We start from the raw sequence: 14,032 nt of genomic DNA, 5'->3' as shown, positions 1-14,032 counted from the left end.
ATTCGCGACATGAGACTGGGGGGAGCGGCGTCCGGGTCGCAGTCCTCCCTGCGGGAGGGGAACCGGTCGCTCGTCGTCGAGGCGATCCAACGCTTCGGAGGCCTGACGCAGGTCGAGCTCGTCGGCGCGACCGGGCTGTCCGCCGCGACGGTCTCGTCGATCGTCAAGGAGCTGCAGACCGCCGGCCTGGTGGACACACGCACGACGATCCGCAGCGGCCGGCGCGCGCAGCTGGTCCGCCTCGCCAGCCGCACCGGTCTCGTCGCGGGGGTCCTCATCGGGCACCGCCAGCTGCGGGTGGCGCTCGGCGACATCGCCCACGACATCGTCGCCGAGCAGGTGCTGCCGCTGCCCGACGAGCACCGCGTGGACACCAGCCTCGACCGGGCGGCCCTGCTCGTGGTCGAGCTGGCGGAGCGCGCCGGCGCCTCGCTCGACGAGGTGCTGGCCATCGGCGTCGGGCTGCCCGCGCCCGTCGAGCCGGGCACCGGCATGATCACCGTCCCGGGGATCATGCGCGGCTGGGACGGCATCCACATCGTCCACGTGATGTCCAAGCGTCTTGCCAAGCCGGTCGTCGTCGAGAACGACGCCAACCTCGGGGCGCTCGCCGAGAGCCGGTTCGGTGCCGCGCGGGGCTACCGCGACTCCCTGTACGTCCGGGCGTCCTACGGGATCGGTGCGGGCATCGTCATCTCGGGGCAGGTTCACCGCGGGTTCGCCGGCACCGCCGGGGAGATCGGGCACGTGCAGGTCGACCCGCAGGGGGCGATCTGCCGCTGCGGCTCCCGCGGCTGCCTCGACACGGTCGTCGGCGCCGGTGCCCTGCTCGAGCCGCTGCGGGCCAGCCACGGCTCGCTCGCGCTGCGGGACGTGGTGCAGATGGCCAACGACGGCGACCCCGGCTGCCGCCAGGTGATCGCGGATGCCGGGGCCGCGATCGGGTCGGTGGTCGCGAGCCTCGCCGTGGCGGTCAACCCGCAGTGCGTCGCGGTCGGCGGTGAGCTGGCGGAGACCGGCGAGGTGCTCATCGGGCCGATGCGGGATGCGATCCGCCGCCGGGTGCTGCTCAACCAGATAGCCCCGCTCGAGGTGCTCCCGGCCGAGCTCGGCCAGCGGGCCGAGGTGCTGGGGGCGATCGCGCTGGCGCTGGAGGCGGCCGAGATCCCGCTCGACGCGGCCGAGACGCCGCCCGCGGCCGGCGAGGGCGCCGACGGCGGGACGCAGGAGGACGGGGATGACCACGGTGTGGCCGAGCGGCGTTGACGTGACCACCACCGCGGCCTTGACTGTCAGGGTTCCGCACGTGCCCAACGGAGAGCAGGTGTCGAGATGAACGAGCGGGGCGGGGCGCCGCTGCTGTCGATGCGACAGATCAGCAAGCGGTTCGGCGCCGTGGAGGCCCTGTCCGGCGTCGACTTCGAGGTGCGCGCCCACGAGGTCGTGGCGCTCGTCGGCGACAACGGCGCGGGGAAGTCGACGCTGGCGAGGATGGTGTCCGGCGTCCTGCAGCCCGATGCCGGCATCATCGAGATCGAGGGCCAGCAGGTGTCGATCTCGTCCCCCTCGGTGGCGCACGAGATGCGCATCGCCACGGTCTTCCAGGACCTCGCCCTCGCCGACAACCTCGACGTGACGGCCAACCTCTTCCTCGGTCACGAGCTGCGCGAGAACGGGATGCTCCAGGACGGCCGCATGGAGCAGATCACCCGCGACGTGCTCGCCAAGCTCGCGAGCCGCATCCCGTCGGTCCGCACACCGCTCTCGGCGCTCTCCGCGGGGCAGCGGCAGTCGGTCGCGATCGCCCGCACCCTCATCGGGGACCCGCGGCTCGTCGTGCTCGACGAGCCCACGGCCGCGCTCTCGGCGGTGCAGACCGCCGAGGTGCTCACGCACATCGAGCGCCTGCGGGACCTCGGCCTCGGGGTCATCCTCATCAGCCACAACATGACCGACGTCCGGGCGGTGTCCGACCGGATCGAGGTGCTGCGCCACGGTCGGAACAACGGTTCGTTCGACGCGTCCCGCACGAGCTTCGAGGAGATCCTCGCGGCGATCACGGGTGCGACCCACGTCGAGCCCGGCCTGCGCTCGGTCGGTTGACCTCAACCGGTGCGTAGACCGTTCTCCACGGTTGATTGCGTGAACGCAAGAGTCGTGCCGCACCGCGGCCCCGGGGGCCACGGGTGCCCGACTCGCCGATCGACACGATTTGGTCACGATCCTTGCGGCGCCTAGTCTTCAGGACTTGAATCCAACCATCACCGGACGTGCAGGGGCCGCGCTCATCGACGAGCTGGTCCGGGCCGGGGCACAGGAGCTCCGGCAGCGCCTCACGGGCCGGACGATGAGACAGGAGCGGACGACGATGTCAGTTACGTGGAAGAAGGCGGCGGCCTACGCCGTCGGCCTCGGGCTGGTGCTCACGCCCCTCGCGGCGTGCAGCAGCGGCAACACGCCGGCTGGGGGCTCGACGGGTGGCGGCAGCGGCCAGCTTGTCGGCGTCTTCATGCCGACGACCCAGCTTCCCCGGTGGAACCGCGACGGCGACGAGCTGAAGAAGGACCTGACGGCGAACGGCTACAAGGTCAGCGTCCAGTTCGCCGACAACAAGAACGACACGCAGATCTCCCAGATCGAGACCGCGATCAACGACAACGCCAAGGTTCTCGTCATCGCGTCGATCGACGGCACCACCCTCGGCCCGACGCTGGAGAAGGCCGCCAAGAAGGGCATCAAGGTCATCGCGTACGACCGCCTGATCCTCAACACGCCGAACGTCGACTACTACGCCACGTTCGACAACGAGAAGGTCGGCACGCTGCAGGGTCAGTTCATCGAGACCCAGCTCGGCCTGAAGGACGGCAAGGGTCCGTTCAACTTCGAGGCGTTCGCCGGCTCGCCGGACGACAACAACGCGCGCTTCTTCTTCAAGGGCGCGTACGACGTCCTCAAGCCGTACGTCGACTCCGGCAAGCTCGTCTCGGTCTCCAACAAGTGGCCCAAGACGCTCGACGACTGGAAGTCCATCGGCATCCTCGGCTGGGGCTCGGACAAGGCCCAGGCCGAGATGGAGAACCGGCTGAACTCGTTCTACACCGGTGGCAAGAAGGTCCAGGTCGTCCTGTCGCCGAACGACTCGCTGGCCCTCGGCATCTCCAAGGCCCTGCAGAACGCCGGCTACACCGCGGGCTCCGACTTCCCGGTCCTCACCGGCCAGGACGCCGACCAGGCGAACACCGTCAACATCCTCAAGGGCCTGCAGTCGATGACCGTGTGGAAGGACACCCGGGCGCTCGCCCAGCAGACGTCCAAGATGGTCAAGCAGATCCTCGACGGCACCACGGTCGACGTGAACAACAAGACCGACTACAACAACGGCAACAAGGCTGTCCCGTCCTACCTGCTCGACCCGCAGGTCGTGACCAAGGACACCGTCCAGTCGATCCTCGTCGACTCGGGCTTCTGGACGAAGAAGGACCTCGGCCTCAGCTGACCTCCGGATCGGTCGAAGGACGAAGATCGGTGCAGGACCGGCCGCCGGCGGCGTGTGACGCCCCGGCGGCCGGCCGGCCCGACGGTGGCAACGACGGCACGGCAACGGACGAGGGGACATGGAGAACGAGACCATCCCGCGCGATCGGATCCTCGAGATGCGCGGGATCACCAAGCGGTTCCCGGGCGTCATCGCCCTCGACGACGTGAACCTCGCCGTCGAGCGGGGCGAGATCCACGCGATCTGCGGGGAGAACGGCGCCGGGAAGTCGACGTTGATGAACGTGCTGTCGGGGGTCTACCCGCACGGCACCTACGAGGGCGAGATCGTCTACGACGGCAAGCCCGTCGAGTTCCGCGGGATCCGCGACTCGGAGCGGGTCGGGATCGTCATCATCCACCAGGAGCTGGCGCTCTCGCCGTACCTGTCGATCGCCGAGAACATCTTCCTCGGCAACGAGCAGCGCACCGGCGTCGTCATCGACTGGAACGCCACGAACGTCAAGGCCGCCGAGCTGCTGCGACGCATCGGCCTGAACGAGCGGCCCGAGACCCGCATCGCCGACATCGGCGTCGGCAAGCAGCAGCTCGTCGAGATCGCCAAGGCGCTCTCGCGCGAGGTCCGGCTGCTCATCCTCGACGAGCCCACGGCCGCCCTGAACGACGAGGACAGCGCGCACCTGCTCTCTCTCCTCAAGGAGCTCCGCGAGCAGGGCATCACCTCGATCATCATCAGCCACAAGCTCAACGAGCTGCTCTCCGTGGCCGACACCATCACGGTGGTGCGCGACGGCCACACCATCGAGACCCTCGACAACCACGGCACCGAGCCCGTGACCGACGAACGCCTGATCCGCGGCATGGTCGGCCGGCCCATGGACCACCGGTTCCCCGAGCACACGCCGAACATCGGCGAGGAGGTGCTGCGCGTCGAGGAGTGGACGGTGCACCACCCGATCGACCAGACGCGCAAGGTGGTCGACAACGCGTCGATCACGGTGCGCCGCGGTGAGATCGTCGGGCTGGCCGGCCTCATGGGCGCGGGCCGCACCGAGTTCGCGATGAGCCTCTTCGGCCGCAGCTACGGCGTCAACGTCTCCGGGCACGTCTACAAGGACGGCCAGGAGATCCACCTGCCGAGCGTGGGGGCGGCGATCGAGCACGGCATCGCCTACGCCACCGAGGACCGCAAGCGGTACGGGCTCAACCTCATCGACACGGTGCAGCGGAACATCTCGGCCGCCGCGCTGCGGAAGCTGTCCCGGCGCGGCGTGGTCGACGCCAACGCCGAGACGAACATCGCCGAGCGGTACCGCCGCGAGCTGGCGATCAAGACGCCGACCGTCGCGGCCCTCGCCGGCAAGCTGTCCGGGGGCAACCAGCAGAAGGTCGTGCTGTCGAAGTGGATCTACGCCGAGCCGGACGTGCTCATCCTCGACGAGCCGACCCGTGGCATCGACGTCGGCGCCAAGTACGAGATCTACGTGATCATCCAGAGGCTCGCCGACATGGGCAAGGGCGTGGTCTTCATCTCGTCCGAGCTGCCCGAGCTCATCGGGACGTGCGACCGCATCTACACCTTCAGCCAGGGCCGCGTCACCGGTGAGGTGGCCAAGGCCGACGCGACGCAGGAGCTCCTCATGACGTACATGACGATGGACAAGGACGTGACTGTGCGATGAGCACCGACCTCAACCTCGTGCCGACCGGCGGCAAGCTGACGACGGGCACGTCGTGGCGCGAGCGCTTCGGCGGCCTGGGCGGCAACGCCCGCCAGTACGGGATCTTCGCCGCCCTCGTCGTCATCATCCTGCTCTTCCAGGCCATGACCGGCGGCCGGCTGCTCTACCCCGACAACGTCGCGGCCCTGGTCAACCAGAACGCCTACGTCATGGTGCTGGCCATCGGCATGGTGATGGTCATCATCGCCGGGCACATCGACCTGTCGGTGGGCTCGGTCGTCGCGACCATCGGCGGCGTGGTCGCCATCTCCATCCACGACTGGGGCCTGTCCTGGTACGCGGCGGTGGCGCTGGCGCTCGTCCTCGGTGCCGCCGTCGGGGCGTGGCAGGGATTCTGGATCGCCTACGTCGGCATCCCGGCGTTCATCGTCACGCTCGCCGGCATGCTCGTCTTCCGTGGCCTCGCGCTGGCGATCGTGAGCCAGAGCATCCCGGTGCTGGACACCACGTTCAACGGCATCATGGCCAACTCCCTGCCCAACTTCCTGGGGCGTGTGGGGAACGCTGACGTCCTGACCCTCGTCATCGGGGTGCTGCTCATCCTCGCGACGATCTGGGCGCAGCTGCGTGCCCGGACCGCGCTGCGCAAGCACAACCTGGCCGTCGAGGCGGTCGGCGTCTTCGTCATGAAGGTCGTCCTGGCCTCCGCCGGCATCGGCGTCGTCGCCTGGCTGCTGTCGCGTTCCACCGGCGGCTCCCCGATCGCGCTCGTCATCTGCGCGGTGCTCGTCGTGGCGTACTCCTTCGTCATGGGGCGCACGGTGTTCGGGCGGCACATCTACGCGATCGGCGGCAACCGCCAGGCCGCCCGCCTGTCCGGTGTCAACACCCGCAGCGTCGACTTCTGGATCTTCGTCAACATCGGCGTGCTGGCCGGCCTCACCGGCGTCATCGTGACGTCGCGCCTGGGCACGGCGCTCGCGGCCGCCGGTGACGGCTTCGAGCTCGACGCGATCGCGGCCTGCTTCATCGGCGGTGCGGCGGTCACCGGCGGCATCGGCCGGATCTCCGGCGCCATCGTCGGCGCGCTCATCATGGGCGTGCTCAACCAGGGCCTGTCGATCATGAACGTCGACCCGGCGTGGACCAAGGTGATCAAGGGGCTCGTCCTGCTCCTCGCCGTCGCGTACGACCTGGTCAGCAAGCGGCGGGCCGGGACGCAGTAGATCGGCAGGGCGCCGAGGTAGCGGCCGTGAGCAACAAGGCGACGGCGGGATCGCAGTCGTCCCTGCGTGAGGCGAACCGGACCCTGGTGCTGCACACCGTGCAGCGCTGGGGCGGCCTCACGCAGGTCGAGCTCGCGGCCGCTACCGGCCTGTCCACGGCGACCGTGTCGAACATCGTGCGCGAGATGTACGCCGCCGGGCTGGTCGACACGGCGGTGACGACGCGCAGCGGCCGGCGGGCCCAGCTCGTGACGCTGGCCCGCCGGCTCGGCCTGGCGGTGGGCGTCCACCTCGGGTCGCGCCACCTCCGGATCGTGCTCGGTGACTTCGGGCACTCCGTCATCGCCGAGCAGTCGCTGCCGCTGCCACGGGACCATCGGATGGACGCCAGCCTCGACCGGGTCGCGCTGCTCGTGGCCGACATGCTCGAGCGCGTCGGTGCCTCGGTCACCGACGTGGTCGGCGTCGGCATCGGGGTCCCGGCACCGGTCGACGCCGCCACCGGGATGATCTCGGTCGGCGGGGTGATGCGGGGCTGGGACGACACGCACCTCGGGCAGACCCTCGCCAAGCGCGTGGGCTGCCCCGTCGCGGTCGACAACGAGGCGAACCTCGGTGCGCTCGCGGAGAGCACGCTCGGGGCGTCGCGCAACCATCGCGACAGCGCCTTCGTCCTGGCCTCCCACGCGATCGGCGCGGGACTGGTGATCGACGGCAAGCCGCACCGGGGCTACGCGGGGCTCGCCGGCGAGATCGGGCACGTCCAGGTCGACCCGCAGGGCCTGATCTGCTCCTGCGGCAACAGGGGCTGCCTCGACACCATCGTCGGTGCGGATGCCCTGCTCGAGGCGGTCCGCCCGATCCGCGGCGCGCTGTCGCTGCGGGACGTGGTCCTGCTCGCCAAGGAGGGGGACCAGGGATGCTCGCGCCTGGTCGCCGACGCCGGCGCGCAGATCGGGGCGGTCGTGGCCAACCTGTGCATGGTGATGAACCCCGAGGTGGTCGTCGTCGGGGGCGAGCTCGCCGAGAGCGGCGACGTCTTCCTCGGTCCGATGCGCACGGCCATCACGCGCCGGATGGTGGTCAACCGGATCGCGCCCCTCGAGGTGGTGCCGGCGGCCCTCGGGACGCGGGCCGAGGTGATGGGCGCGCTGCTGCTCGCGCTGCAGGCGGCGGAGGTGCCGGCGATGGGTGACGTGGACAATGAGGAGTCGGCCAGTTGACGGCCGTCTCACGTGCGGTTTCCAATGATGGGCGACGGTTCGACGGGGAGCTGGTGCGAGAGTGATCGGTGTCGCGCAAGGCCCGCTGCTCGCGATGCACGGGATCAGCAAGCGGTTCGGCGCGGTCGAGGCGTTGACCGACGTCGACCTCGAGGTGCACGCCCATGAGGTCGTCGCGCTCGTCGGCGACAACGGAGCCGGCAAGTCGACCCTCGCGAAGATGGTGGCCGGCGCCCTCCCGCCCGACTCGGGCCTCATCGAGATCGACGGCGAGGCCGTGACGATCCCGACACCGGCGGCGGCGTACAACCTCGGCGTCGCCACGGTGTTCCAGGACTTCGCGCTCTGCGAGAACCTCGACGTCACGGCGAACCTCTTCCTCGGGCGGGAGATGCACGGTGCCCTGCGCCGTTCCGACGAGGAGATGGAGCGGATCACGCGCGAGGTGCTCCACCGGCTGGCCAGCCGCATCCCGTCGGCGCGGACGCCGCTCGCGGCTCTGTCGGCGGGCCAGCGTCAGTCCGTGGCGATCGCCCGGACACTCATCGGCAGCCCCCGGATCGTCGTCCTGGACGAGCCCACCGCCTCGCTGTCGGTGGCGCAGACCGCTGAGGTCCTCACGCACATCGAGCGGCTGCGGGAGATGGGCCTCGGCATCATCCTCATCAGCCACAACATGACGGACGTGCGGGCCGTGGCCGACCGGATCGAGGTGCTCCGCCTCGGCCGCAACAACGGGTCGTTCAGCACCCAGCGCGCGAGCTACGAGGAGATCATCGCCGCCATCACCGGCGCCACCCGCGCCGAGCCGCCGTGGCAACCGAGCGGAGCCCCACTCTCCGCCGTAGGTTGACCGCAAACGCACCCTTTGCGTTCAAGGGTTGACGGCAGCACCGCTGCCAGGGTACACATGACGACCATGGCCGTGAGGACGCGGGTCGTCGCCCCGCAACGCGACACGGGGTCGCAGAAGGCCCTGCGCGAGCGGAACATCCGCATGGTTGTCGCCACCCTCCGCGCACAGGGCCCGAGGACGCAGGCGGCCCTCGCCCGGGCGACCGGCCTGTCGACGGGCACCGTCTCGTCCATCGTGCGCGAGCTGGAGACGACCGGACTGGTCGCCACCGCCTCGACGATCAGCTCCGGCCGCCGCTCGGTCGAGGTGCGGCTCGCACCCGACCCGCGCGTCGTCGTCGGCGTGGACATCGGTCGCACCCACATGCGCATGCTCGGCTGGGACGCCGGGCGGCGCGCGTGGGGCGAGCAGCTGGTCCAGCTGGCGCCCGGGCACGAACCCTTCGAGACGCTGCCGCTCGCCGCCGAGATGCTCGACGGGCTGCTGCACGAGCACCACGTCGACCGTTCGCGCGTGCTGTGCTGCGGGGTGGCCCTGCCGGCATCGCTGGAACCCGTCACCGGTCGTGTGGTCCAGGCGAGCGTGCTCCCGAACTGGGCGGGTGTGGATCTCGGCGAAGCTCTGCGCGACGCCCTCGGCGTGCCGGTCGTCCTCGAGAACGACGCCAACCTGGGCGCGCTGGCGCACTACGGTGCAGGTCAGCACGCTGGCGCGCACAGCCTGGTCTACGTCAAGGTCGCCACCGGCGTCGGCGTCGGGCTGTCGTTCGACGGCAGCCTGTACCGCTCGACGACCGGCATCACGGGCGAGATCGGGCATGTCCCCGTCGTCGACAACGGCGAGCTGTGCTACTGCGGCAACCGGGGGTGCCTCGAGACGCTGGTGTCGACGCGCCGTCTCGTCGGCGACCTCCGGCGCACCCGGCCCGAGAGGACGTGGGACGTCCCCGAGGTGGTGCGTGCGGCGCAGGACGGTGACGTCATGGTCAACCGGCTGCTCTACGACGCCGGTGTCGCGCTCGGCCTGGCGCTCGCGCCCGTCTGCAACCTGCTGAGCCCGGACGACGTCGTGCTCGGCGGCCCCCTGGCGGCCGGTGGCCAGGCGCTCCTGGAGGGCATGGTCGCCACGGTGCGGCAGCGGGCGCTGCCCGCCACGACGGGGCGGACGGACTTCGCCCTCACCGACCTCGGCGAGACGGCCGAGGTCCAGGGTGCCTGCCTGCTCGCCCTCCAGGCATCGTTGCGTTCAGGTGACGTTTTGGTATCGAACTAATGATGGTCTGGACACGACCATGTGTTCAGAAGTTGACGAGAAAGGCTCCGCTGCCTAGGGTCCAACACGGGCAGCGGCGCGATCGGCGTGCACAGTGGCACAGCGGCACAGGGAGTCAGGTAGATGAGTGACGGACCCGTCATCCTCGAGATGAAGTCGATCACGAAGGTGTTCCCGGGCGTCCGCGCGCTCGACAACGTCAGCATGTCGGTGCGCGCCGGCGAGATCCACGCGATCTGCGGCGAGAACGGTGCGGGCAAGTCCACCCTCATGAAGGTGCTCTCGGGGGTCTACCCCCACGGGTCGTACGAGGGCGACATCATCTTCGAGGGGCAGGAGGTGCGCTTCGCCAACATCCGCGCCTCCGAGCACGCCGGCATCGCGATCATCCACCAGGAACTGGCGCTCATCCCGGAGCTGTCCGTCACCGAGAACATGTTCCTCGGCAACGAGGTCGCCACCCGCGGCGTCATCGACTGGATCGCGGCGCGGCGCCGCGTCGTCGAGCTGCTCGCGCGCGTCGGCCTGGACATCGACCCGGACATCGCGATCAAGAACATCGGTGTCGGCCACCAGCAGCTCGTCGAGATCGCGAAGGCCCTGGCCAAGGACGTCCGGCTGCTCATCCTCGACGAACCGACGTCGGCCCTCAACGAGGAGGAGACCGCGAACCTCCTCGACATCCTGCGGTCCCTGCGCTCGCGCGGGCTGACCAGCATCATGATCTCCCACAAGCTGAACGAGATCGCGGCGATCGCCGACTCGATCACGATCCTGCGGGACGGCAAGACGGTCGAGACCCTGACCGTCGAGGACGGCAGCGTCAACGAGGACCGGATCATCCGGGGCATGGTCGGCCGCTCGATGGAGTCGCGGTTCCCCAGCCACACGCCGCACATCGGGGAGCGCATCTTCGAGGTCCGCGACTGGGTCGTGGAGCACCCCCAGGTCCCGGGGCGCCTGGTGACGAAGCACGCCAACTTCTACGTCCGCGCGGGCGAGATCGTCGGCTTCGCCGGGCTGATGGGCGCGGGGCGCACCGAGATGGCTCGTTCGATCTTCGGCCGTTCGTACGGGATCTGGCACGGCGGCCAGATCTACATCGACGGGCGCGAGGTGGAGGTCACCTCCGTCAAGGAGGCGATCGCGCACGGCATCGCCTACGTGCCGGAGGACCGCAAGATGCTGGGCCTCAACCTGCTCGACACCATCAAGGGCACCATCTCGTCGGCGGGCATCGACCGCATCTCGAAGCGCGGCGTCATCGACCTGGAGGCGTCCGCCGCGGCGGCCGAGCGGTACCGGACGGCCATGCGCATCAAGGCCGCGTCGGTCGACGTCGGCGTCTCGACGCTCTCGGGTGGCAACCAGCAGAAGGTGGTGCTGTCCAAGTGGATGTTCACCGAGCCGCGGCTGGCGATCCTCGACGAGCCGACCCGCGGCATCGACGTCGGGGCGAAGTACGAGATCTACGGCCTCATCAACGAGCTGGCCGACCAGGGCAAGGGAGTCGTCATGATCTCCTCCGAGCTGCCCGAGCTGTTGGGTGTGTGCGATCGCATCTACACCGTGTTCGAGGGCCGAATCACGGGTGAGGCCGATGCGCGGACTGCGACGCAGGAGTCGCTCATGCGTCAGATGACCGACACGGCCGCCTGAACTCCATCCAAGACCGTCACGAGCTGAGCAGGAACAGAAGACAATGAAGGCACTTCGACAGTTCTTCGGCGCGAACATGAGGCAATACGCGCTGTTTGGCTTCCTGATCGTCGTCATGGCGTTCTTCGCCTGGCAGACGGGCGGCCGTACTCTGCACTCCGAGAACCTGCAGAACATCATCATCGGCTGGTCGTACGTCCTCGTCATGGCGCTCGGCATGCTGTTCGTCATCGTCATGGGCCAGATCGACCTGGCGCCGGGGTCGGTGGCGGCCGTCGTGGGCATCTGTCTCGCGCTGTCGATCAAGGACTGGGGCTTCCCCTGGTGGGCGGGCATCCTCTTCGGCATCGCGGTCGGCACCGCCATCGGGATGTGGCAAGGCGCCTGGCTCGCGTACATCGGGGTGCCGGGCTTCATCACCACGCTGGCGGGCCAGATGCTGTTCCGCGGGCTGGACCAGCACATCAGCAACGGCCAGAGCGTCCCGGTCCCCCCGCAGATCGTGAAGATCGGCAGCGGCTTCCTGCCCGACTGGGGTCCCCACACGGGCTTCAACAACCCGACCCTGGTGCTGGGCGTCATCGCGATGCTGGCCGTGATCTACCGGGAGATCCGCCGCCGCGGGAAGATCGTCCGCGGCGGGGGCGTCGTGCCCCCGACGTGGGTGATGGTCGCGCGCCTGGCGACCGTCGTCGCGGCCCTGGCCATCCTGACCATCGCGTTCGCGAACGGCCGCCCGGGGACGTCGTTCCCCGTCGCCGGCGTCATCATCGTGCTCCTCGTCATCTTCTACCACTTCGTCGAGACGCGGACGACGATCGGCCGGGGGGTCTACGCGGTCGGCGGCAACAAGGCGGCCGCGGCGCTGACCGGCATCAACATCAAGAAGGTCTACTTCATCGCGATGACGAACATGTCGTTCCTCGCCGCGGTGGCCGCGATCATGTTCGTCGGCAAGTCCGGCTCGACCGGCCTGTCGGACGGCAACGGCTGGGAGCTGGACGTCATCGCGGCCGTGTTCGTCGGCGGCGCGGCGGTCTCCGGCGGTGTCGGCACGGTGGTCGGGTCCGTCATCGGTGGCCTGTTCATGTCGATCCTCAGCAACGGCATGTTCGTCCTGGGCGTCGGCTCGGACTGGTCGGCCATGATCCGCGGGCTCGTCCTGCTGGTCGCGGTCGCCTTCGACCTCTACAGCAAGGCTCAGGGCCGGCCTTCCATCACCGGCGCCATCATGAGGGGCTTGCGTTCCAGGAGAAAGGAAACGCAGGGAGAAGAGCAGGTGCGTCCCGAGGTCGCCAAGATCTAGTCGGCGTCGGGCAGCTGCGGAACGTGTGATCAACGGTGATTCACCAGTTAAAGAGGAGAGAAGAATGAGGAAGTTCGCGATCTCCGTCGCGGCCCTCGGCGCTGTCGCAGCGCTGGCCTTGGCGGGTTGTTCGTCCAACAACAACACCGGCAACACGACCGCGACGACGGGGGGTTCCACGCCGGCGGCCTCTGCCACCACCACCAGCGGCGGCGGCGCCTCCGGCGACACGATCTCGCTGCCCGCCTTCCCGGCCGGCTCCACGGTCGGTGTCTCGCTGCCCCAGAAGACGTCCGAGAACTGGGTCCTCGCCGGTCAGCTCTTCACCGACCAGCTGACCGCGGCGGGCTTCAAGCCGATGGTCAACTACGCCAACGGCGGCGTGACCGACCAGCAGAACCAGATCCAGGCCATGATCACGGCCGGCGCGAAGGTTCTCGTCATCGGCGCGATCGACGGTTCGCAGCTGGGCAGCCAGCTGCAGGCCGCCAAGGACGCGGGCATCTCGGTCATCGCGTACGACCGCCTGCTGACGAACACGCCCAACATCGACATGTACATGGCGTACGACAACTACAAGGTCGGTCAGCTGCAGGGGCAGGCGCTCCTCGACGGCCTGAAGGCCAAGGAGGGCGCGTCGCCCTGGAACATTGAGCTGATCGCCGGCTCGAACGACGACTCGAACTCGAAGCCGTTCTTCGAGGGCGCCATGAGCGTCCTGCAGCCGAAGATCGATGACGGCACGCTGAAGATCCTGTCGGGCCAGAAGACCCAGTCGCAGGCCGCGACCCAGGGTTGGCAGGCGCAGAACGCCCAGACGCGCATGGACGCGATCCTGGCTGCGAACTACACCGGCGGCACCAAGCTCAACGGCATCCTGTCCCCGAACGACACGCTGGCTCGTGCGGCGCTGACCTCCGTGAAGAACGCCGGTCTGCCGAACCCGGTCATCACCGGCCAGGACTCCGAGGTCGCCTCGATCCCGCTCATCGCCGACGGCACGCAGTACTCGACGATCAACAAGGACACCGGCAAGTTCGTGACCCAGGTCGTCTCCGTGCTCAAGGACATCTCGGCCGGCAAGCCGGTCACGGTCAACGACACGAAGTCGTACAACAACGGCAACAAGATCGTGCCGTCCTTCCTGCTGGCCCCGGTCCTCGTGACGCAGGCGAACGTCTGCACCGCGTACGACCCGACCACGAGCCCGAGCGCGTCGGCCGCGGCCCTCGCCACGGACTACTGCAAGACGCACAAGTGATCTGAGCGGCCCGCGGGACTGATGTCCCGAGCGCCGTGACCTGATCGGTTCC

The 14,032-nt window shown here is 69.1% G+C and carries 11 protein-coding genes; all 11 read left to right on the top strand.

Annotation, left to right across the window (positions count from 1 at the left end; genetic code table 11):
* Nucleotides 1-9: 9 nt before the first annotated feature.
* The 11 genes from BGO37_RS04610 (at nt 10) to BGO37_RS04560 (ending at nt 13,980) form a co-directional block, all read left to right on the top strand.
* Nucleotides 10-1,266, top strand: coding sequence for an ROK family transcriptional regulator (locus BGO37_RS04610; RefSeq protein WP_291752706.1), 1,257 nt, complete (start codon nt 10-12; stop codon nt 1,264-1,266).
* 66 nt (nt 1,267-1,332) lie between these two features.
* The gene (locus BGO37_RS04605; protein ID WP_291752705.1) at nt 1,333-2,103 is read left to right on the top strand and encodes an ATP-binding cassette domain-containing protein; all 771 of its coding nucleotides are present in this window, start codon (nt 1,333-1,335) and stop codon (nt 2,101-2,103) included.
* Nucleotides 2,104-2,368: 265 nt separating this feature from the next.
* The gene (locus tag BGO37_RS04600; RefSeq protein ID WP_291753012.1) at nt 2,369-3,496 is read left to right on the top strand and encodes a sugar-binding protein; all 1,128 of its coding nucleotides are present in this window, start codon (nt 2,369-2,371) and stop codon (nt 3,494-3,496) included.
* A 118-nt stretch (nt 3,497-3,614) separates the two neighbouring features.
* On the top strand, nt 3,615-5,177 hold the full coding sequence (gene mmsA, locus BGO37_RS04595) for a multiple monosaccharide ABC transporter ATP-binding protein (protein WP_291752703.1): 1,563 nt from the start codon (nt 3,615-3,617) through the stop codon (nt 5,175-5,177).
* Nucleotides 5,174-6,403, top strand: a complete 1,230-nt coding sequence (mmsB, locus tag BGO37_RS04590; RefSeq protein ID WP_291752702.1) for a multiple monosaccharide ABC transporter permease — start codon at nt 5,174-5,176, stop codon at nt 6,401-6,403. Before mmsA (BGO37_RS04595) ends, mmsB begins: the two co-directional genes overlap by 4 nt.
* A 26-nt stretch (nt 6,404-6,429) precedes the next feature.
* Complete coding sequence (locus BGO37_RS04585; RefSeq protein WP_291752700.1) at nt 6,430-7,626, top strand: ROK family transcriptional regulator; 1,197 nt, start codon at nt 6,430-6,432, stop codon at nt 7,624-7,626.
* 94 nt (nt 7,627-7,720) lie between these two features.
* Entirely contained in the window at nt 7,721-8,479 is a 759-nt protein-coding gene (locus BGO37_RS04580; protein ID WP_291753010.1) for an ATP-binding cassette domain-containing protein, read from the top strand.
* Between the two features lie 57 nt (nt 8,480-8,536).
* A complete protein-coding gene (locus BGO37_RS04575) occupies nt 8,537-9,754 on the top strand; it encodes an ROK family transcriptional regulator (protein ID WP_291752698.1) in 1,218 nt (405 codons plus the stop codon).
* A 123-nt stretch (nt 9,755-9,877) separates the two neighbouring features.
* Nucleotides 9,878-11,413 carry a multiple monosaccharide ABC transporter ATP-binding protein gene (mmsA, locus tag BGO37_RS04570; protein WP_291752697.1) on the top strand — a complete coding sequence of 512 codons (1,536 nt, stop codon included), beginning with the start codon at nt 9,878-9,880 and terminating at the stop codon, nt 11,411-11,413.
* A gap of 43 nt (nt 11,414-11,456) precedes the next feature.
* Nucleotides 11,457-12,719 (top strand): sugar ABC transporter permease, encoded by a 1,263-nt coding sequence (locus tag BGO37_RS04565; RefSeq protein ID WP_291752696.1) that lies wholly within the window; start codon nt 11,457-11,459, stop codon nt 12,717-12,719.
* 64 nt (nt 12,720-12,783) lie between these two features.
* Nucleotides 12,784-13,980: a sugar-binding protein gene (locus tag BGO37_RS04560; RefSeq protein ID WP_291752694.1), complete on the top strand. Its 1,197-nt coding sequence runs from the start codon at nt 12,784-12,786 to the stop codon at nt 13,978-13,980.
* Nucleotides 13,981-14,032 lie beyond the last annotated feature (52 nt).

It is taken from the genome of Cellulomonas sp. 73-92 (assembly GCF_001898175.1).
In the GTDB taxonomy this organism is placed as follows: Bacteria; Actinomycetota; Actinomycetes; order Actinomycetales; family Cellulomonadaceae; genus Cellulomonas.
The sequence above is the reverse complement of the archived record's forward strand: the minus strand, read 5'-3'. Positions and strand labels throughout refer to the sequence as shown.